Genomic DNA, 20,460 nt, shown 5'->3' with positions numbered 1-20,460 from the left:
CTTCGCCGCCATCACCGGAGCAGATAGGGCATGTTGACCGTGACCGCGTCCGTGGGGCAGCGGGCGGCGCACGGCCCGCAGTACCAGCACTCATCGACGTGCATGAAGGCCTTGCCGCTGTCCGGGTTGATCGCGAGGGAATCGAGCGGGCACATGTCGACACAGAGCGTGCAGCCGTCGATGCACTTCGACTCGTCGATGGTCACGGGCACGTCGGCGCGCTGAGGGGCCAGAGGCATGGCTGTCTCCCGGAAAGAGTGGCGGAGTGAGAAATCAGAGGGACCGGCGGGCCGGCGGGCCCGGTGGCCCGGACGGGCCGGTGGTTCAGAGTGCCCGGTGGTTCAGAGCGCCCGGTGGAGCAACCCGCTCATGGCGATGCGGTCGCCGCGGAAGCGGATGAACTCCAGGTCCACGGGACGCCCGTCGGACAGCGAGGTGAGACGTTCGAGCATGAGGACGGCGACGCCGCGCGGAGCCTCGAGAACGGCGGCGGAGTGCACGTCGGCGTTGACGGCCTCCAGGGTGATCTCGGCCGTGCCGAGCGGCTGACCGGTCAGGGTCTCGAGCAGCCGGAACACATCGGTGTTCTCCAGGTCGCAGCCGATGAGACCGGCGCCGATGTCCATCGGGATGTAGGTGAGATCGAGGGAGAGCGGCAGGCCGTTGAGCCGGCGCAGCCGCTCGATGTAGAGCACGTCGGTGTGCTCCACCAGGCCGAGCCGCCGCGCCACGGGTGCGGGCGCGGGGACGGGACCGACCGTACGGACTTCGTTGGTGACGTCGCCGTGTTCGTGCAGGGTCTCGGCGAGGCCCTGCAGCCGGTCCAGGCCGTGCGGATACTTCTCGGACACCACGACGGTGCCGACTCCGGGCTGTCGTTCCAGCAGCCCTTCAGTACGGAGCAGATCCAGCGCCTGCCGGACGGTGTTTCGAGAGACGTGGTAGTCGCTGCCGATCGCACCCTCCAGCGGCAGGACACCGCTGGGAAAGCCTCCCGTGCGCACCTGGTGACGCAGGAGGTCGGCGAGCTGCCGCGCTTGGTCCGCGCGCAGCCGACGCCGTCGTGCGGCGGCGACCGGCACAGTGTGCTCGCGGATACGTTCGGCTGGCATGCGAGGGACCATACCGACGTGGCCGCGGTCGTGGTGTTGCCGCAGTATTGCGCCACTCGCTGCCTCACACGGACCGGTCCTGACCTGCGTGTTCGCGCGGCCGCCGGAGAGATCTGCCAGGGCGGCTGCCTCCGCGCGGGGTGCTGCCACTGGTGCGGTGGCGGAGCAACTGGTCATGGGGGGGTACGTCACCGAGGCCAGTGGCCTGTCCAGCGGAGGGTGCGCGAGCCGCTACCCGTGCGAGGACGTGACGGTCGCCGACGGCTGAGCTGCGGGGTGCGTGTCGCGCGGTCAGAAGGCGTCCTCCGTAGCGGACCTCGACGCGACGGATCCGGCCGACCATGAGTTGGCCGCCGGAGTTCGTCTCGCCTCCGGGGACCGGCTGGAACAGTTCGCACGGGCGGGCTCAGGGGATGCGTTCTGCTTCGTCGGCGAAGGCGGGGAGGAACGTCCGGTGGTGTACGTCAGCCTCGACGGCGAAGCCGGACTGCTGGCTCTCGGACTGCCGGAGTTGGTCAGGCTGTGCCTTGTGGCACCGTGGTGGCGGGATGCTCCCGGACGGACAGCCGAAGAACTCCTGTCGGTCGCTGACGAGTACCGAGAGGATGTGCCGGACCTCGACCGGCGGCGCGACCGTGCAGCCCAGGCGCTTGGCCTCGACCCGGCCGGGCTGCCGTTCGAGGCGGTGGTCCTCGCCCGGCTCGTAGAACTCTCCCGGGGGCCGGTCGCCACCTCCTGCACCGTCGTGGGATTCGAGGGCGATCCGCTCTGCCCCCTGTTCGGCGCGGCCCACAACCGGCCCTGACTGCAAGGCTATCCGGGCACGGGACCAGTGTCGGGGCCCCTGGTCAACCGCCGCACCCGCTGCGCCACTGTTGCGAGGCCACCTTAGAACCCATCGCTGAACCTACGGCCATGTTGCGTGTGGCCTAGGGCGTCATTGTCATGCCTCAAAGAACGATGCCTCTGGGGCAGTTGGCATGCCGGAGCCGCGGATCCGTACTCTGTGTGATCTACAGCCGACTTCCCGTCACGGGAAATACCAGGAGCGTCCACGTGAGCCATCCGCTACCGCAGAGCCACCACCCGGCGTCAGAAGGGCTGCCCAACTACCCGTCACCGCCACACATGGCCGGGGCCCAGTATCCGGCGTACCCACGCCCAGATGCCCCGTACGCCCAGCAGGGCCCTCCATACGCCGGATGGATGCAGCGGGCAGACGCCTTCCTCTTGGACAGTCTGATCAATTTCGGGCCGATGTGGCTCCTGATAGGTATCGGTTACGCCATCGACGAGAAGAGCTCCGGCGACAGTGGCGAGATCCCCGCGGCAATTCTGAGCTGGGTGGGCATCATCGCCATGTTTGCCACGACTGTCGTACAGCTGATTCGCGAGGGCCGAACGGGGCAGACCATCGGCAAGAAGGCCTTCGGTATCCGAGCCGTACGTGACCACGACGGCCTCATGCCCGGCACTGGCCTGGCCCTCAGCCGTCGGCTCTGCCAATTCCTCAACTGGCCCGTTTTCGGACTGGGGTGGTGGTGGGCCATCTGGGACACCAAGAAGCAGACTTTCGCCGACAAAATCACCGGCGTTGTCGTCGTCACTGCTGCCGCCGGACTTACACGACAGCCTGCCGCCAGCGGGCAATGAGCCTGGCGTTGTTCCGTCTGGACGTGCTTCGACACCTGCACCAGGCCCGTCAGCTACATGAGTCCGCACAACCCGCCAGTGGCTGAAGCTGCGGCCCGGTCCGTCTGGCGGGGCGGCCGCACAGATCCGACCGGATGGCCTGCGCCCCATGGGCCCACCGACCACGGCAGGAGCGATGAGGACGGCAGACGCGAATACGCGCGTGGGGAGCCAACGATGCCTGCCCCCTGACCACGGGGGACGACATCGGCGCCTACCACCCGACCCTGCCAGAGGTGGACAGGCACCACGCCGGCTGGGGCTGCCCGAGCGAGAGAGAGGCGTCAGGACTGCGTGCCGCAGCGGCCGCTCAGAGGTGGCCGTCCAGGAACTTCCGTACCTCGGCGATGGTCATGGGTCCCGTGCCGTGCGCCACCGCCTCTCCCTCCTTCAGCAGGACGTAGGACGGAGCTCCGGTGATCCCGTATCGCTCGGTCGCGGCTGGACAACGCGTGATGTCGGCGCGGACGGCCGTCAGGCGGCCCGTGTAGTCGTCGGCGATGTCACCGACGACGAGGTCCATCACCCGGCAGGGCTCGATTGCCTTGGGCCATGTCCCGGTGAAGTAGGCGAGGACCGGTACTCCGCTCATCTCCAGGATGAAGTTGAACTCCGCGTCCTCACGAGGGCGGTGGACCCGCTTCGCCATGCAAGCTCCTGACCTCACATCCGTCATTTCATGCCCATCATCCCTCGCGCGGTGTGCCGGTCCCGCCCGGTCGATCGTCCGGTTGACCTGTCCTGGCGCCCGGCCAGTCACCCAGCTGCCGCCCGCCGTGCGTCGCACGGTTTCCCTGACCGCTCACGGACCCAGTCGTAGACGGTCGAAGTACGCGTCAGCTGCCCCGAAGACCGACCGCCAGCGTCAGTTCAAGGACGCGGTTCGGCGATGCGAGATCCGGAAACAGCTCCCGTAGCTGTGACAACCGGTATCGGACCGTCTGGGGATGGACGAACAACGCCGCCGCCACCTCCTCCCGCCTGCCCTGGTGCAGCAGCCACTCCCGCAATGTCTCCTCCAGCCGCCGTGCTCTCGCGGCAGGCAAGGTCCGCAACGGTGCGAGGGCCCGGGCACGCAGGTCGGCGAGCGCGTCCGCGTCGGCGCTCAGTACCAGCTCGGGCAGGTGGTCCTCGGTGTCGCGAATGTCAGGGGAGAGCGAGCGTGCGCGTACGGCCCGTGCGTACGAGTCGGACGCACGAGTCCACGGACGGGCCGGGCCGACCACGGCGGTGCGGTCGGTCAGCTGCCGCAAGAGATGTGATCGGTCGGCATCGGGGACCAGCAGCAGACCGGTGGCGTCCACAAGGTCGTCGAGGACGAGGGTGCTCGGGTCGAGCGTGCGGTAGGCCGGCCGGGCCTGAGCTGCGGGCAGCAAGACCGCGGTCAGTGAAACGGGAGGCTGCCACCCGGCCCGTTGCACAGAGGCCAGCAGCACGTCCGGGCTCGCACCGGCGAGGAGGTCGCGGGCCAGGTGTTCCAGGTGGAGCTCGTGGGCCCTGCCCCGGGCGGCCAGCTCGTCGGCATGGCCCGCGGCACTCGCGGCGGAGAGCTCGTCGATGTAGGCGAAGGTCAGCTCGGCGAACTTGGCGACCTCGGCGGCGGGCAGACCTGCGGGCACGGCACCCGCCGCCAGGCATCGCCAGGCCACGCGGGCCCCGACGCGGTAGGCGCCGAGCAGCGCGTCCATCGAACGGCCGTCGCGGACCTCGCCGCGGCCCAGCTCGTAGGCTGCGTCACCGGCGTCGCCGCCTGTGGCCTTCCCGCTCGCGAGGTCCAGGTAGTGCCCCAGGGCGGTGCGGACGGCTCGGCGGATGGTGCCGCCCATGCGGCCCGAAAGGGCGTTGGCGTAGGGAGGGACCTCGTCGATGATCGCCTGGACGACCTCGTCGGCGGTGGTCCTCACCGTGGCCCGAAGTGCGGCGACCGTCGTCTCGTCGAGGGCCAATTCGCTGGCCCTTTGGATTGCATGGCTCACGTTTTTGTTCCCTGCGAACAATTCAGTCGACCAGATTTACGTCCTGCGGTCAGGACTTTACGCCTTGAGGCGCAGCAAGCTGAAGTCATGACGAGTACAGCCCTCCGCAGCAGGGCGTGGAAACTGCTGGAGATGGTCACGACGCCGCTGCTGCCGTCGGACTACCTCGACCTGGTCAGCCCGCTGCGTGCGGGCGCTGACCTGCGTGGGCGCATCGAGGCCGTGCACCCCGAGACGGGTGACGCCGCGACCATCGTGATCAGGCCGGGGCGGGGCTGGCGTGGCCACACGGCCGGTCAGTACGTACGGATCGGGATCGACGTCGACGGGGTGCGCCTGTGGCGTGCCTACTCCATCACCTCGCCGACCCACCGCCAGGACGGCCGCGTCACGATCACCGTGAAGGCGATCCCGGACGGCAAGGTCAGCAACCACCTGGTCCGCAGGGCGAGACCGGGCACGCTGATCCAGCTCGACCAGCCGACCGGTGACTTCGTACTGCCACAGGCCAAGCCCGCCAAGGTGCTCTATCTGACGGCCGGCAGCGGCATCACGCCCGTGATGGGCATGCTGCGCGACTCCGAATTCGACGACGTCGCCATGATCCACTGCGCGCCAAAGCCGCACGACGTGATCTTCCGCAATGAACTGCATGACCTGGTCGCGGACAAGAAGCTCCGGCTCACCGAGGTGCACACCGACACCGACGGCATGCTCGACATCGCCCGACTCGACGAACTCGTACCCGACTGGGCCGAGCGCGAGACCTGGGCCTGCGGGCCCTCGGGCCTGCTCGACGCCGCCGAGAAGCACTGGAGCGAGCACGGCGTGCCGGAGCGCCTGCACACCGAACGCTTCCGCCCCAGCATCGTCGTCGCCGGCGACGGCGGCGAGGTCACGTTCAGCGCCACCGGCAAGACCGTCGACGCAGGCGGCGCGACGCCGTTGCTGGACGTCGGCGAGGAAGCCGGCGTGCTCATGCCCTCCGGGTGCCGCATGGGTATCTGCTTCGGCTGCGTCACGCCTCTCAAGGCGGGCGCCGTCCGTGACCTGCGTACCGGCGAGATCACCGAGGCCGAGCCGGGCGTCCTCATCCAGACCTGTGTGTCCGCCGCGGCGGGCCCCTGCGACATCGAACGGTAGGAGTACCTTGACCGCCATCGACCCCACCGCCCACCTGACCACGGAGCAGATCGAGGAGCTGGGCCGCGAGCTGGACGCGATCCGCGACGAGGTGATCGCCGGCCGCGGCGAGAAGGACGCCGCCTACATCCGTAAGGTCATCTCGGCGCAGCGCAAGCTCGAGCTGGCCAGCAGGGGTGTGTTGCTGTTCTCGAGCTTCCCGCCCGCGTGGCTGATCGGCACCGCCGGTCTGTCCGTGGCGAAGATCATGGACAACATGGAGATCGGCCACAACATCCTGCACGGCCAGTGGGACTGGATGCGGGACCCGAAGATCCACTCCACCACCTGGGATTGGGATCACGTCTCGCCGGCCGAGCAGTGGAAGCACTCGCACAACGAGCTGCACCACACGTACACCAACGTGATCGGCAAGGACAACGACCTCGGCTACGGCATCATGCGCGTCGACGAGGACCAGAAGTGGCACCCGCTCCACCTCGGCCAGCCGCTGTGGAACTTCATCAACGCCTGCTTCTTCGAGTACGGCATCGCAGCGTACGACCTGGAGCTGGGCAAGAACCTGCCCAAGCACCGCCGCAAGAGCCCGGAGTTCCGCGCGCGGGCCAAGGCCGTGGGCCGCAAGATTCGCAAGCAGGTGCTCAAGGACTACGTGGTCCACCCGCTGCTTTCGGGCCCCTCGTTCCTCCCCACGCTGGGCGCCACGTTCACCGCGAACCTGGTCCGCAACCTCTGGACCCACTCAGTGATCATGTGCGGGCACTTCCCCGAGGGCGTGCAGGTCTTCGAGCGCCGGTCGATCAAGGGCGAGACGCGCGGCCAGTGGTACCTGCGCCAGATGATGGGCTCGGCGAACATCAGCGGCAGCAAGGCCATGCACTTCATGACCGGCAACCTGTCGCACCAGATCGAGCACCACCTGTTCCCGGACCTGCCGAGCAACCGGTACGCCGAGGTCGCGGTGAAGGTGCGCGCGCTGTTCGAGAAGTACGAGCTCGAGTACGTGACCGGGCCGCTGCCCAAGCAGGTGTTCTCCGCGTGGCACAAGGTCTTCCGGCTCTCGCTGCCGAACAAGAAGGTCAAGGCCAAGGTCAAGACGCCGGACCGCGAGCGGGAGCTTGTCGCGGCCTGATTCGCGGTATGGCTTCAGATCTTTCGACCTAACCCGGCGGCACCGCCGGGTTAGGTGAGGTCCGTTGCGGACGGTAGGCGACCGCGACGCCGGACCCGCCAGTCTGCCGCTGCGGCGAAGCCTTACCCCTGCCAGCCCTCGGCCACCCCTCCCCCAGAGAATTTACGGCGTCGGGTCTCCGCCAGGCCGGCGGCGAACGAGCCGCCCGCCACTGGGTGCGTGGCAGCAGCCACTGGAGGCGTTCGTACGCGACTAAGCGCTCTTGGCGACCGCCGTGCGAAGACGCCCTTGCACTGCACAGAGGTCCAGCGGTACGCGCAGGCGACTTCGACTGGTCTCTGGACCGCGAGCCCGCCGCCAGTCCTCGCCGAGGGCCTGCGCGAGTCCACCGAATCGTGGGCCGGCCTGCTGCGCGACTGCCGACGGCGCGGTATGAAGGACCCTGTGCTGGTGGCCGGGGACGGCGCGATGGGCCTGTGGAACGCGCTCGCCGAGGTCTTCCCCGAAGCCCGCCACCAGCGGTGCTGGGTCCACAAGGTCCGCACCGTCATGAACGCGCTGCCGAAGTCCGCGCAGCCCGGCGCGAAGAGGGCCATGCAGGAGATCTACGACGCTGAGGACCGCGACCACGCCGCCAAGGCCGTGAAGGACTTCGCCGAAGACTACGGGGCGAAGTTGCCCAAGGCGGTGCAGTGGATCCAATGCTCCGCGCCACGAATCCCATCGAGTCGACCCTTCTCCACGGTGAAGCTCCGGACCAGGGTCACCCGCGACGCGGGCAGCACGGCCACCGCCCTCGCGATCGTGTTCAAGCTCGCCGAGCCCGCCCAGGAATGCTGGCGCGCGATCACCGCACCTCACCTCGTCGCCCTCGTCCGGGCCGGCGCCCGGTTCGCAAGCGGCGTCCTCGTCGAACGCGAACCGGCGACCGCAGCCTGACGTGCGGCGCTAATCAGAGACACCGTGAGAGAGGCAGCAATGGACCACGGCACCCGCGGCGAGCTCATCAATCGGCTGGCCGAGGCGATCAAATCCGTCACGACCACGCACCCGCTGCGGGTCGCCATTGACGGGCCGCCCGCCGCCGGCAAGACCACGCTGGCCGACGAGCTCGCCGATGTCCTGCGCGCGCAGGACCGCGACGTCATCCGCGCGACCATCGACGACTACCTCTTCCCCCGTGCACAGCGCTACCGACGCGGCCAGTACTCGGCCGAAGGCTGCTACTTCGACGCCCACGACCACGCCGCGCTGTGCCGGGTCCTGCTCGATCCGCTGGGCCCAGGCGGAGACCGAAGGTTCCAACACGCGGTCTACGACACAGACACCGACACCACAACGTCCCCGCCGGCCACGACCGCCACCGCAGACGCCGTACTGCTCTTCGACGGCGTCTTCCTCCTGCGCCCAGAACTCATCGACCGGTGGGACCTGCGCATCTTCGTCTCCGTCCCCTTCGAGCAGACGGTAGATCGCGCCCGGGAGCGAGGTACAGCGCTGGCCGGATCCACCGCCGACATCGAACAGTCCTGGCGTAACCGCTACATCCCCTCCCAACAGCTCTACTTCGCCACAGCCCGCCCAACCGACCACGCCGACATCATCGTGTACAACGATCAGCTCCAACGGCCGACATGGGAAGTCCGACCACACTCATCGATACACAGGATTTGACACTCGCTCCGATCCGCCGGCCGTGCCGGGCGCGGATGAGGACTTCAACGCCGAGCACTGGCTGACCGAGCACATCAGTTGCAGTTGAGGTTGTGCAAACCGTCCATCACTGGGTTCACCTCGCTGCCACTGACCGTCAGAGTGCCATCGCTTCGGCCCCAGCGCAGTTCGTATGTGCCCTGGGCGATGGGGCGGTAGCCGTCGTCAGCAGTCCAGGAACCAGAGGGCCACCCAACAATGCCCACTGGTCCGGCAGTGCTCACCGTGTACACCTCGCCGCGTCCAGCGGACAGGAACGATGACTCACGCACAATGGCCAGGCAGCCGTCGGGGCCCTCAGGCTGCAGCACGTGGTACTCCGCGGAAACGTCGCCCGCCGCCCCCAACGCACTGCCAATCGCGGCCGCGGCCACCAGCAGGCCGCGCAGCACCTGCATCCACACCCGACGGCGCGGCGCAGCATCCGCACCAGCCGTCGCACGCCGACGTACGGCGGCGACACGCATCGAAACCAATGCGGCGCACAGCAGCGCCGTACTCACGGCCCAGGCGCTGACCACGTACCCAAAGACGACGAGCACCACGTTGATCCAGCACACGACAGCGGAGAGGACCAGGCACCCTACGGTGATGCCGGCGTGCCAGCCCCGATCGGGTCACCTGGCGAGCGCGGCGTGGCTCCGCCGTCATCGATGCATCGGTCATCAATGCACCTTATGGCCACGCATTCCCGGACCGATGAGGAGCGTGGACAAGATCACAGTTCGGTCGATGCAGCCCGCTTGGCTGCCCGCCCTCACGGTCATTCTCCAGTCCCACCAGCCGCCTCCAACTGCGTCCATTGCTCCGGCTGAAGGGCGAGGGCCGGGCCGCGGATGCCGCCGAGCGCTTCACTTCGGGCCCGCAGGCGCGGCGTGAGGGTGATGACGTGATGAACGCCCCTCACCAGCTGGTGAGATCCACAACGTAGGAGCAGTGCGGGTCCGTACTGTCTTCCACCCTGCGCTCTTCCTCAGTGATCAACGTTGGAAGTGCGGCGAGCAGGGCGGTGACGGCCCCGGACGGCCGAACGTCCGCTGCAATGACCCCAGTAGCATCGTGAGTGTCCAGGTAGAGCCGTAGCCGATCCTGGTCCAGGAAGAGGAAGCCGCGCAGCCGCGGGTCCAACAGCTCCTCAGTGAAGGGATCGGCGATGGTGCGCAGGATCGTCAGCGCGTTGTCCTCTCCTGTGAGCGTGGCCACTTCCGCATCGGCGGGGGCCACCTGGACGAGGGTCATGCCCATCACGCTGCTGATGCGATCGCTGGGGTAGAGGTGCGTCCCCGCGGTCCCCGCGGTCCCCGCGGTCAGCGTCCGCAGGATTCCGGTGATGTCATACGCCGTGAGGAGGTGGTCACCCGCCCGCAGCGGCATCTCGTACGCCATCAAACGGCCTGGGGCGGAAATGTTGGCACAGCCTGTGACGACGCGGACGGCCTCGGCGGGAGCCGGGACAGGTAGGACGCCCCGGATGTGCATGTTGCCGGCGTAGGTCGCCTGGACATGGTGGAGCAGCAGTCGCGTGATGTCCGCCTGCTGCTCCGCGATCTCTTCGTCCATGGTGATGACTCGTTCACCCAACTCGGGCACTTGTCCATGCCCTTGCAGTAGGTAGTGACGACGCCGATCTTCCGACCGCTCCCGGGCATCGTAGCGTCGGTCCGCTGTCTTTCGTGCGTACTGCGCGTTGACGATGATCTTCACCTGGCGTGCGGCCTGCGGCGACAGCCGATACGGGACTGGTAGAGCAGGGAGTTGACTTGACGATGTCTCGCATCGCGCGCTGGCACTGATCGCCGAGTCCGGTACGCCATCGAAGGATCGAAGGTGTGTCTCTTTGACGAGGCGGAGAACTCGCCGACGGGCCATCAGCGCCGCTGATGGCCCGTCACAAAGGAACTAGTGGTCGTCAAGGAAGTTGAAGTGGTAGGAGCCCGAATTATCCGAGGGCTCATGCGAGACGATGACGTCGTACTTGCTGTGTTCGGCGAGGTTGTACTTGCCGCCGTCCGAGGCGTCGCGGTAGCTGCACCTACCGTCGTTCGTCTTGTCGGTGAGGCTGTACACGAGATCGCCGCTGTCGTAGTCGAAGACGTTCACCCACGCCTTCTTGCCGTCGCTCTTGGTGTCACAGACCCTGAGGTAGTCGCCGCCCTCCTCGATGTAGGCCGCCGCATGCTTGCCCCTGTCGTACAGCGGTCCGTGGTCCCAGTTCACCGCCTGCGCCGAGCCCGGCACCATGGCCACCGCGACAGCACCCATGGCCAGTGCGGACAATCCGCCCTGAACAATTCGCTTGATACGCAATTCAACCCCCCCCCCTGCTTTACGGTTGAGGCCAGTCAAAGTCGCACGAGGCTAACAGTGGATGTTGGTCAACTCGCCCGCAGGACTACTGAACTTGGACTCGTGATGTCGGTCAGGATCAGGAGGGAGGCTGCAGCCAGTGACGTGAGGCGGACAGTGTCACCTTGATGTCGTCGCTCCATGAACAGACCTCCAGCCATGACAGGTAGCCGCCCTGCGAGAAGACCAGGACCTCACCGGGGCACTCGCCCGTCTCCGTGAACAGCTGCGCTTCGGCCGCCACGACGGTGCCGGGCCCGGTGGGCGCGGGTTTCGCCTCGCTGATGTCGAGTTCGAAATAGGCAGTACCGCACCCGCAAGTGCAGCGCGCTCGCACGCTGAGGTATGGGACCTGCCTTCGGAGCGCGACATGAACCGGATCCTCCGCGTTCAGGACCAGCGCAAGCACGTCGGCTACATCGGCAGGCAGACTCTCGGTCATGCCGTCACCGTATCTGACCAGCAGCTTTGGATGATGACAGTGCCCGGCCCAGCACTGTTCGGTTGGCCAACTAACTGTCCAGGGCGCGGGTGGTGCCAGCGAGGCAGCCGTCGATGTCCTCCGGTCGGTACTGCAGCATCTTGAGCTTGCGCTTCACGGCGCGGGTGATCGGCTGAGGTCAGCTGCGGCGAGGTTGCCGATGTCGTTGTCGTGCTTGACCAGAGATCAGTTACTTCTTGCGGGTGCACGTCGGGGGCATAGGTGGGCAGTTGGAAGACCGGGAGCCAGCCCGCTTTGGTTTCGGAGAACTCCCGCAGGGCTTGGTCAGGTGCGAGCGGACGTTGTCCCAGACAAGGACGTTCGGGCCGCCGAGCTGGAGGCGGGCACGGATCAGCAGGTAGCGGAAGTCGCCCCAGCCGAAGCCCTTGGGCTGGTCCTTGCGTCCGGTACTCGCGAACGGAGTAGATGAGTCGGGACCGCGCACCGGGCTGGTAGCAGGTCATGCCCGCCATCGATACCCCGGCGCTGCTGTGGTTGGCGCCCACCACCCACACCACCTCGCCCAAAATCAGCGACGGTGAGTACATCGCGATAAGTCACGCATGAGCCACGCGTGAACGGGTGTCACCGCGAGGACGCGTCGGGGAGGTTGAGGAGGCGTTGCAGACCGTGGGTGAACCTGTCGTCGAAGGACGGTTGCAGCAGGTGGGGCAGGGTTCGGCTGAGAGCCGGGTAGGCGCCAGAGGCTAGGGCCTCGGTGAGGCGGTCGGGTTCGGCGCTGGTGATTGCTTGTTCTTCCCGACACAGGCCGAGGGTGAAGTAGAGGGCGTTCCAGCATGTCCACACTGCCTCCTGGTCGCGGTAGCCGCCCGCCAGCAGGGCAGCGATCAGTGTCTCCGCGAGAGCGAGGGTGGCGGGCTCGGGTGCATAGGTGCCCGCGACGAGAGCCGCGCCGTCGCGGTGGGCGAGCAGTGCGGTGCGGTAGCGCTGCAGAAGCCCGGCGGCGCGGTGGTCCCACCGGGCGGGCAGGTCGTCCAGCGGGACCTCGGCCGCGATGGCGTCCGCCATGAGTTCGAGGAGACGGCCCTTGGATTTCACGTGCCAGGAGACGGTGTTCATCCGCACGCCCCGCCGCTCGGCGATCGCCCGCAGTGAGACGGCTTCGAGCCCGCCTTCGTCGAGGGCTTGAAGGGCGGTGGCCACTACCTCGCTTTGACTCTTGTTCACTGACCAAGTATATCTGACGGCATCAGCTATTGGTCACTGACCAAGAGGAGGTTGTCGTGGATGACGTAGTGGTGGTGGGCGCGGGTCCCGTCGGGCTGTGGCTGGCAGGGGAGTTGCGGCTGGGCGGGGCGTCGGTCACGGTGATCGAGCCCCGCCCCGTACCGGACCCGCATTCGAAGGCGCTGACGATTCACCCCCGCACCCTGGAGGTGCTGGAGAGCCGCGGCCTCGCCGAGGCGTTCGTGGCCGAAGGTGTGCCGATTCCCGACGGTCACTTCGCAGGGCTTGAGACGCGTCTGGACTTCAGGGTCCTGGATACGCCGTTCCCCTTCACACTGGCGCTGCCCCAGCGGCGTACCGAGGAGTTGTTCGAGTGCCGCGCACGGGAACTGGGCGCGGTCATCCGGCGGGGCCACCGGGTGACTGCCTTGCATGAGCAGGGCGTGGTCATCGACGGCGGCGAGATACTGCGCGCCCGGTACGTGGTGGGCTGCGACGGCGCCGGCAGCACCGTCCGACAGGCTGCCGGTGTCGGCTTTCCGGGCACGGACGCGACCGCATGGGGCTGGCTGGCCGACGTGGTCCTGGACTCGCCGCCCACCGGCGGTTTCGCCGCTGTCACCCATGCCCGGGGCGGCCTGATGGTGGTTCCGATGCCGGGAGGCGTCCACCGCATCGTCGGCAGCGACCGCGACAGCGTCCAGGAGGGACGGCCGGGCGAGCTGACCTTGCCGGAGCTGCGGGCGAGAGTCGCGGCCATCACCGGATCGGACTTCGGGATCCGCGATCCACTGTGGCTCTCCCGCTTCGGCAACGCGTCCCGGCAGGCCTCGGCCTACCGCAGCGGCCGGGTGCTGCTGGCCGGCGATGCGGCGCACATGCACTTCCCGGCCGGTGGCGTAGGGCTCAACGTGGGTGTGCAGGATGCGATGAACCTGGGATGGAAGCTGGCGGCGGTTGCCACCGGCAGGGCGGGCGAGGATCTGCTGGACACCTACGAGACCGAGCGCCACCCGGTGGGAGCTGACCTGCTCGTGCACACGCAGGCCCAGACCGCGCTGATGACGGCGTACTCGGCCGACGGCCAGGCGCTGCGCGGCGTGCTGTCCGCTTTGATCGCCACGGTGCCGGAGCTGTCGCGTCAGCTGGCCGAGCGGCTGTCCGGCCTCGATGTGGACTACGGCACCGGCCGACGCGTCCCGGATCTGCGGTTCGCCGACGGAAGCCGCCTGTTCGAACTACTGCGGGGCGGGCGGCATGTCCTCCTGGATATCGCGGGCGGCGCCGCGGGCCATGACGTGCCGGGCGACGCCGTGCGGGTCACGGCGGAGCTGGCCGGGGCGGAAGATCGCGCCGACTGGAGCACGGTCCGGGCGGCGTTGATCCGCCCGGACAGCCATCTCGCGTGGAGCCATTCCTGAGATCAATGCGACGCCTCCAAGGCGGTCGCGCCAAGTGTCGGCATCCGGTAGACCTTGAGGACCTGAGCGTTGCGGATGCCTGGCTAGCCACCGAGGCTGACTGGCGTCTCCCCCAAGCGTGTGCGCGATCCGCGCCACAACGGACGGGAAGCCACGGGGGACCATGGCACGACGGGCCCGAAACCGGCCGAGCGCGTCGACAACTGGGCTTGGGGCTCGCGCGGTCAGCGCCCGTTCAGGAGCAGGCCGGACAGGTCGGCCAGTTCTTCCCTGAGGCGTGGGCGGGTGCGGAAGCGGGGGATTCTGAGTACGTCATTGATCATGCCGAGCACGCCATGTACGGTCAACTGTGCTTGTTTCTGGTCCAGTTCGGGCCGGACCCGACAGACGAGTTCGACCCTCGGCCAACGAAGTCGTGCTGGATGCGGCGAATGGTGTGGCGCTGGTCGTCTGGCAGGTGGTGCACCTCGGTGACCAGGACGGCGGGCGAGGTGTCACACCTCCGAGAGCGCTGGGCCCGACGTCATTCCATGACCGCGGCTCAGCGCAGTGCATGTGCCTCGCCGAGCACGTTCTCTCGGTAGGTGGAGCACAAGCCTCGTCGCCACGGCCTGAACGGTCAGGTCGTGACCGACCTTGTACCCGTACGCGATCCACAGGCCAACACCCGCCCCGCCGAACGCACCGTACTCTCCTGCGACATCCGTATCGTCGCGTGATCCGTACTGTCGAGCGATGTGATCACTCGATCGTGAGTTCTTCCGCTCTCCGGCCGGGCATGGCGGGATGCTCAATAGGGCGGCGCGTGACCAGCGCCGTCCGGATGTCCACTGGGGCGGGGGCGTGGCATGACACAGCCGACGGAACGGCGCGGGAGCCTGGACGGCCAGATGGTACTGCTGGTGGCCGGAGTGGCCGATCTGGCGGTGAGCACGCTGGGTTCGGCGTTGGGGACGGTTCGCGGGATGCTGCGACGCTCCGATGGCGCCGAGCTGGCGACGGAGGCCGAGCGTGACCTGCTGGCGCGCGGCCGCCTGGTGATCGACCGGTACGCGACCGTGCCCCCCGCTCACCTGGAGGTGCTGGCCCAGCGGGCACTGGCTCGACGGGCCGCCGATGACGTCTGAGGCCTGGGAGCCGGACGCGTTCAAGGCCCGCGTCGACGAGACACTGCGCCGGTTCGTCGCCGAGGAGGCGGACCAATTCGTGGCCATCGATCCGCTCCTGGGCCCGGTGGCCGGGCAATTGGAGGCGGCGGTCGCGGACGGCAAACGGCTGCGGGCGGCGTTCTGCTACTGGGGCTGGCGCGCGGTGGGACAGCCCGACAACGACGCCTTGGTGCGGGCAGCGGCCTCCATGGAACTCGTACACGCCGCGGCTGTCGTGCACGACGATCTCATCGACGACAGCCCGCTGCGCCACGGGCGGCCCACCGCTCACCGTGCCCTGCGCGGTGCCGTGCGCCGTCGCCCGCGCGCCGACGCCGCGGCGAGGTCGTTGGCGATGCTGGTGGGAGACCTGCTGATGGCGCTGGCCGGACACCTCTTCACCACCAGCGGGCTGCCCGCCGCCTACCTGGCCCGAGCCCGCCCGGTGTGGTCAGTGATGGCCCGCGAGCTGATCGCGGGAGAGTGTCTGGAGATCCTGCGCACCGGATCCGGTCCGGACATCACGGCGTCGCTGAAAGTCATCCGCTACAAGACCGCCAAGTACACCGTCGAGCAACCCCTGCTCATCGGCGGGGCCCTGGCCGGCGCCGGACCCCGCCTGCGTAAGGGCTACGAAACGTATGGGCTGCCGCTGGGCGAGGCGTTCCAGCTCCGGGACGACCTGCTCGGTCTCTTCGGAAACCCGGACCTGACCGGTAAGGCCAACGCCGACGATGTGCGTGGCCATCGGCCGACCGCACTGCTCGCGGAGACCTGGCGGCTGGCCGGCGACGACGAACGGGAGCGGCTGCGTGCCCTCCTCGGCAAGCGCGACCTGGGCGCGGAGGGCCTGCAAGAGGTGCGCCAAGTGATGGACAGCCTCGGGGCGCCTGCCCGCATCGAAGCCATGATCACAGCGCGGGTCGAGGAAGCGCTCGACGCCCTGCACGCCCTGGATGTACCGACGCACGCCACAACCGCCCTGACCGTGTTGGCGCGTTCGGCAGCCCTCCGCCTGTCCTGACTCTCGCACCGGGGCCGGGTGAACCTGCGCTTTCCTGGCCCGCCGGTGCCGGCAGGCCCCGCAGCAGACACATGTATAGACGCAGCAGATGCAGAGGACGAGGACCCCGCCATGACGTACACCGAGGCATCAATGGACTCCCTGCGCCACGCGGGGGATGAACTGGCCGACGCCACCGTCGCCGAACTCTTCGAACGCGGGCAGGTCGGCACGTTCAACACCCTGATGCGATACGTCTCCACCGCCGGTTCACCCCTGCCGGACGGGCTTCCGGACGTCGCTCGCGAGTACCTCGAAGCGACCCGCACCCCGCCGGCCTGGGTGGACTGGGGAGAGATGGAGAAGGCGCGGCTGTTCTTCATCGACAACAACGTGCACATCTCCACCGCGCTGTCCTTCGCCTCCATGCCCGCCTGCTACGTCGTCCCGCACGTGGCGAAGCTGCTGTCGACCACCCATGGACTGAAGTACCCGTCCAAACGAATGGCGGAGACCGGGCAGTTCACCGTCTACCTCATGCAGCCCGACGCCTTCGAAAGCGGCAGCCGCTTCATTCCAGCCGCCCAAAAAGTCCGCCTGCTGCACGCCTCCATCCGCCACCACCTCACCCGCGAGAACCGGTGGGAAACCAGCGTGCTCGGAACGCCGATCTGTCAGGAGGACATGATCGGCGGACAGATGTTCTTCTCGATGCTCGTGCTGGACAGCCTGCACCGCCTGGGCATCCACATGTCGACAGAAGGCGCGGAAGCGTACTACTACGCCTGGCGCGTGGTCGGCGCCATGCTCGGCGTCGACCAGGATGCCGTCCCCAAGACCCTGGACGACGCCCGCCGCTTCCTCGACCTGTACATGGTCCGGCACATGGGCCCCTCCGAGGAGGGAGCGCATCTGACCCGGCAACTCATCGACCTCTACGAGGAAGTGGTGCCCGGGACCGTGCTCGACCCGATCGTCTCCGCTCTCATCCGCTTCCTCGTCGGAGACACCTGCGCCGACTGGCTGGCAGTTCCCCGCACCCCCTGGGACACCGTCGTCAAGACCGTGCCCCATCTCCTGGGCGTACTGGAGACGATCGAGGACCGCTCCCCGCTCGGCGCCTGGGCGCTGGACCGCCTCGGCCATCTGACCAGCGTTCTCGAACTGTCCTCCCTCACCCGCGGACGCGTCATGCACTACGCCATCCCCGAGCAACTCAAAAGGGACTTCGGCGTCTCCAACACGGTCCCCCGCACCCACCGCTGGACCCCACCGGCCCCCACGGTCCACTGACCGCCGGGTCTCTCGCTGCCGCTAGAGGACACAGTGGACGGCGCACCGCTGCATGGGACGAGTCACACCGTTCTGGAAGGAGTAGGGCAGCGTGCCGAACGGTGAGACCGGCTGATCATCGAGTTTGCCTGCCACGACCGTGGTGAGGCCCGCCTGTTAACGTATCGCGCCGGTGGGGGGGGCGGGCCAGGGCCGGGGGGGGAGACGCGACAATGACTGATATGGGCCACGCATGGCAGGTTGCAGAGCTGCGCTGGCGGAGTAATACCTTGTCCACATTCGTGGCGGCATGCTCTCAAGACGAGGAACGCGCAAGGTGGGCCCGGGAATTGGCCCAGCAGGCACTCGAGTCCAACCTCGACGACGTTGAGGCGATCCAAGAGATCGTATGGACGCTTGCTGATAGCGCCGAGGGTCTAGCGGATCACCCCCATTGCCCCAGCGAGCCTCGACCTGACGAAGCCGACCGCCTGGTCCGCGACCACCTCAAGGACATCCTGCGCAACCGCCTGCCAACCGAGGCCCGCGATTGGATGTCAGGCACCCAACTCTCCCTGGACGTAGATTTCCGTGCTCTGCGCCAGCTGCCGGCGCTGGACTCACAAGTCCGTGAGGACATCTTCTACACCTACGGCCGCGCCACGATGGCCCTTGACCTCGGAAACCAAGAAGCAGCCGAACGCGAGCTCGACCGCCTCCAGGAGCTGAGGAAGTCGCACGCCAAGAGAACACACTGACGCACCAATTCACCCTGGCCAAGCCAAGTGGGGCCAGCCCAGACCAATCCCCCGGAACCGCTTCGAAGTTCGCGATGCAGGGCACTTACGGGCGGGCATCAAGGAGCCCGAGACGGTGCGCGGCTCAGGCTCCGACGCTCGCCCTGAGCCAGTCGTCGAGCCAGGCAGTCCGTCATGGGCGCAGTCAGTCCGTCGAGGGCACCCACGCGTTCGTCGCAGGCGGCTCCGTGGCAGGAGTCGCCTGGTCCATCTCGGCTACATCCATGTCGACCGCGCAGCCTTCCGGGATCTTCTCGCTGGAAGTCGCGCAGGCCGAGGGATCAACATCGGGGGCGCCCCTGTTCGCCTGCCCCTGGCCCTTCCCCTGATCGTCCGAGGTCGAGGGGACCGAAGCCGGGCCGCCGTCCGAGGACGACGAGCAGGCTGCTGAGCCCATCACAGTGCACAGGATCAGAACGACCGAAGCTGCAGCCATACGAGTACGCACGAAAGTCCCCCCAACCGCGGACGGGGACTGTCCCGCCCATCGAGTCGATCAATCGATCAACCATGCCACCTTGGGTCGTGCAGCTGGCGTGGGAAGTGTGAAGAGATTGCATGCCTGCTTGACGTATACGTGGACAAAACTGACACTCCGCACAAGATCGCGTTCCGAATCTGACGGACACTCATGTGTGCCCGGGCACCACCCTGGCCGGCGGTGTTGGCACGAGACGAGGACCGGGGCAACGACCGTGCAGTGACGGGTGCCCTGGAGTGCTTCGCCCCCTTTCCCGGTGATCACACGTCATCCAGAATGCGTCCATGGCAACCGGCGCTCCGATCAAGTACCTCCAGTTCGCTGCCGAGTTGCGCCGCAGAATCCGGCGCGGCACCTGGCCACCCGGCAGCAAGCTGCCGACCGAGGTGCAGTTGGCTGCGGTCCACGGCCTGTCGGTCAACACCGTGCGGCGTGCTTTGGAGATACTGGCCGACGAGGGCAGCGTCGAGCGGCGCCAGGGTGTGGGCACGTTTGCGCGGTCAGTGCCGCGTCCGCCGAGTGCGCGGCGGCGGATTGCGGTGGTGTTGCCTGAACGCGACTGGTACTTCCCGCCTGTGCTCGCAGGCATCGAGGCGGCCGCAGCCCGTACCCGAACGACGATCGACGTGCACACCACCGGCTACGGCGACCACGGATGGCACCGGCTCAGCCGACTCTCCCACCACCTGGAAGGGGCGGAGGGACTGCTCATCACGCACCCGGGCCCCGCCGACGCCGCTGTTGCCGCACGCACCGGCCTGTTGCGAGAACTCCCGCTGCCGTACGTCCTTTTGGAACGGACGCCGTCTGGCATTGGTGACCCCAGCGAGCACGTGTCCAGCGATCACGCCGGCGGCGTCTATCTCGCCCTCGCGCACCTGGCCGCATTGGGCCACCGCGATGTGGCGCTCGCCTGCCGCCCTGCCTGTGCACCCAGCCGGGGCATATCGACGGGTTTCACAGAGGGGTCCGCTGCACTCGGGCTGCGCGTGACTGCCCGGTTGGACTGGCCGCCGATCACCGACTGCGACAGCTTCGAGAAGGTCCTTGCCGCCCAGCCCCCGCTCGCGGACGCCGTCCTGGGCAGCGTTCTCGACAGCGGCGCGACCGGGCTGATCTGCTTCGGCGATATGGAGGGTTCCGCCTTACTGTCTGCCGCCCGCCGGGCCGGAGTACGCATACCCGGCGACCTCGCCCTGATCTCTTGCGAGGACCGACACGCGGCCACCGAACAGGTGCCGCTCACCTCCGTCGCACCCGAGAAGTTCCGCCTCGGCTCGCTGGCCATGGAAACCCTGCTGCGCCGACTCGACGAACCAGACGCCGAACTGCGCCAGGTCCGGGTGCGGCCCCGGCTGACCGTCCGAGAATCCTGCGGGGCACGAGCCACCGATCCTTCTTGATTCCTTCCGCCGGGCCCCGGAAGTGTTTCATGCATGCCGACACAAACGCATCGCGCGCATAACACCTTCCGCCCCGGCCTGCTGTCCTCACTAACTGCGTGGGCACGCGGCAGGGACCGCTCCCCGCATGTATCTCTGACCGGCACGTTGAC

At 67.8% G+C, this 20,460-nt stretch carries 20 protein-coding genes and 1 pseudogene; 12 read left to right on the top strand and 9 right to left on the bottom strand.

Features of this window, described 5'->3' with window-relative positions; genetic code table 11:
* Positions 1-11: 11 nt before the first annotated feature.
* Both ACIBCK_RS35125 and ACIBCK_RS35120 read right to left on the bottom strand, forming a co-directional pair.
* Positions 12-239 carry a ferredoxin family protein gene (locus ACIBCK_RS35125; RefSeq protein WP_266533934.1) on the bottom strand — a complete coding sequence of 76 codons (228 nt, stop codon included), beginning with the start codon at positions 237-239 and terminating at the stop codon, positions 12-14.
* Positions 240-341: 102 nt separating this feature from the next.
* A complete protein-coding gene (locus tag ACIBCK_RS35120; protein ID WP_399396883.1) occupies positions 342-1,112 on the bottom strand; it encodes a GntR family transcriptional regulator in 771 nt (256 codons plus the stop codon).
* A gap of 280 nt (positions 1,113-1,392) precedes the next feature.
* On the opposite strand from ACIBCK_RS35120, the gene ACIBCK_RS35115 reads away from it, so the two are divergent.
* The gene (locus tag ACIBCK_RS35115) at positions 1,393-1,917 is read left to right on the top strand and encodes a hypothetical protein (RefSeq protein ID WP_399396882.1); all 525 of its coding nucleotides are present in this window, start codon (positions 1,393-1,395) and stop codon (positions 1,915-1,917) included.
* A 401-nt stretch (positions 1,918-2,318) separates the two neighbouring features.
* The gene (locus ACIBCK_RS35110; protein ID WP_399396880.1) at positions 2,319-2,765 is read left to right on the top strand and encodes an RDD family protein; all 447 of its coding nucleotides are present in this window, start codon (positions 2,319-2,321) and stop codon (positions 2,763-2,765) included.
* Between the two features lie 349 nt (positions 2,766-3,114).
* On the opposite strand, the gene ACIBCK_RS35105 is transcribed toward ACIBCK_RS35110, so the two are convergent.
* Positions 3,115-3,453, bottom strand: a complete 339-nt coding sequence (locus ACIBCK_RS35105) for a thioredoxin family protein (RefSeq protein WP_399396878.1) — start codon at positions 3,451-3,453, stop codon at positions 3,115-3,117.
* A gap of 187 nt (positions 3,454-3,640) precedes the next feature.
* Positions 3,641-4,780 (bottom strand): PucR family transcriptional regulator, encoded by a 1,140-nt coding sequence (locus tag ACIBCK_RS35100; protein ID WP_399396876.1) that lies wholly within the window; start codon positions 4,778-4,780, stop codon positions 3,641-3,643.
* A gap of 87 nt (positions 4,781-4,867) precedes the next feature.
* On the opposite strand from ACIBCK_RS35100, the gene ACIBCK_RS35095 reads away from it, so the two are divergent.
* The 4 genes and pseudogenes from ACIBCK_RS35095 to ACIBCK_RS35080 all read left to right on the top strand — a co-directional run bounded on the left by ACIBCK_RS35095 (position 4,868) and on the right by ACIBCK_RS35080 (position 8,729).
* A complete protein-coding gene (locus ACIBCK_RS35095; RefSeq protein ID WP_399396874.1) occupies positions 4,868-5,923 on the top strand; it encodes a ferredoxin reductase in 1,056 nt (351 codons plus the stop codon).
* 7 nt (positions 5,924-5,930) lie between these two features.
* A complete protein-coding gene (locus ACIBCK_RS35090; protein WP_399396872.1) occupies positions 5,931-7,055 on the top strand; it encodes a fatty acid desaturase family protein in 1,125 nt (374 codons plus the stop codon).
* A 363-nt stretch (positions 7,056-7,418) separates the two neighbouring features.
* Positions 7,419-7,994 (top strand): annotated as a pseudogene (locus tag ACIBCK_RS35085) (transposase); the annotation flags it as partial.
* A 39-nt stretch (positions 7,995-8,033) separates the two neighbouring features.
* On the top strand, positions 8,034-8,729 hold the full coding sequence (locus tag ACIBCK_RS35080) for a cytidylate kinase family protein (RefSeq protein ID WP_399396870.1): 696 nt from the start codon (positions 8,034-8,036) through the stop codon (positions 8,727-8,729).
* Between the two features lie 74 nt (positions 8,730-8,803).
* Here the strand turns inward: ACIBCK_RS35080 and ACIBCK_RS35075 are convergent, their stop codons facing one another.
* The 5 genes from ACIBCK_RS35075 to ACIBCK_RS35055 all read right to left on the bottom strand — a co-directional run bounded on the left by ACIBCK_RS35075 (position 8,804) and on the right by ACIBCK_RS35055 (position 12,783).
* Positions 8,804-9,328 carry a hypothetical protein gene (locus ACIBCK_RS35075; RefSeq protein ID WP_399396868.1) on the bottom strand — a complete coding sequence of 175 codons (525 nt, stop codon included), beginning with the start codon at positions 9,326-9,328 and terminating at the stop codon, positions 8,804-8,806.
* Positions 9,329-9,671: 343 nt separating this feature from the next.
* Positions 9,672-10,472, bottom strand: a complete 801-nt coding sequence (locus tag ACIBCK_RS35070; protein WP_399396866.1) for a hypothetical protein — start codon at positions 10,470-10,472, stop codon at positions 9,672-9,674.
* Between the two features lie 195 nt (positions 10,473-10,667).
* Positions 10,668-11,030 (bottom strand): hypothetical protein, encoded by a 363-nt coding sequence (locus tag ACIBCK_RS35065; RefSeq protein ID WP_399396864.1) that lies wholly within the window; start codon positions 11,028-11,030, stop codon positions 10,668-10,670.
* A gap of 163 nt (positions 11,031-11,193) precedes the next feature.
* Positions 11,194-11,556, bottom strand: a complete 363-nt coding sequence (locus ACIBCK_RS35060; RefSeq protein WP_399396862.1) for a hypothetical protein — start codon at positions 11,554-11,556, stop codon at positions 11,194-11,196.
* 624 nt (positions 11,557-12,180) lie between these two features.
* Complete coding sequence (locus ACIBCK_RS35055; protein ID WP_399396860.1) at positions 12,181-12,783, bottom strand: TetR/AcrR family transcriptional regulator C-terminal domain-containing protein; 603 nt, start codon at positions 12,781-12,783, stop codon at positions 12,181-12,183.
* A 56-nt stretch (positions 12,784-12,839) separates the two neighbouring features.
* On the opposite strand from ACIBCK_RS35055, the gene ACIBCK_RS35050 reads away from it, so the two are divergent.
* The 6 genes from ACIBCK_RS35050 (at position 12,840) to ACIBCK_RS35025 (ending at position 20,308) form a co-directional block, all read left to right on the top strand.
* Positions 12,840-14,204: an FAD-dependent monooxygenase gene (locus ACIBCK_RS35050; RefSeq protein WP_399396858.1), complete on the top strand. Its 1,365-nt coding sequence runs from the start codon at positions 12,840-12,842 to the stop codon at positions 14,202-14,204.
* 848 nt (positions 14,205-15,052) lie between these two features.
* Positions 15,053-15,331 (top strand): polyprenyl synthetase, encoded by a 279-nt coding sequence (locus tag ACIBCK_RS35045; RefSeq protein WP_399396855.1) that lies wholly within the window; start codon positions 15,053-15,055, stop codon positions 15,329-15,331.
* A complete protein-coding gene (locus ACIBCK_RS35040) occupies positions 15,321-16,376 on the top strand; it encodes a polyprenyl synthetase family protein (protein WP_399396854.1) in 1,056 nt (351 codons plus the stop codon). The genes ACIBCK_RS35045 and ACIBCK_RS35040 overlap by 11 nt, the downstream gene beginning before the upstream one ends.
* Positions 16,377-16,487: 111 nt before the next feature.
* The gene (locus ACIBCK_RS35035; protein WP_399396852.1) at positions 16,488-17,648 is read left to right on the top strand and encodes an oxygenase MpaB family protein; all 1,161 of its coding nucleotides are present in this window, start codon (positions 16,488-16,490) and stop codon (positions 17,646-17,648) included.
* Between the two features lie 212 nt (positions 17,649-17,860).
* Positions 17,861-18,385: a hypothetical protein gene (locus tag ACIBCK_RS35030; protein ID WP_399396850.1), complete on the top strand. Its 525-nt coding sequence runs from the start codon at positions 17,861-17,863 to the stop codon at positions 18,383-18,385.
* Between the two features lie 804 nt (positions 18,386-19,189).
* On the top strand, positions 19,190-20,308 hold the full coding sequence (locus ACIBCK_RS35025) for a substrate-binding domain-containing protein (RefSeq protein WP_399396848.1): 1,119 nt from the start codon (positions 19,190-19,192) through the stop codon (positions 20,306-20,308).
* Positions 20,309-20,460 lie beyond the last annotated feature (152 nt).

This window comes from Streptomyces sp. NPDC051218 (genome assembly GCF_044455475.1).
Classification (GTDB): domain Bacteria; phylum Actinomycetota; class Actinomycetes; order Streptomycetales; family Streptomycetaceae; genus Streptomyces.
This window is presented reverse-complemented; position numbering and strand designations above follow the sequence as displayed.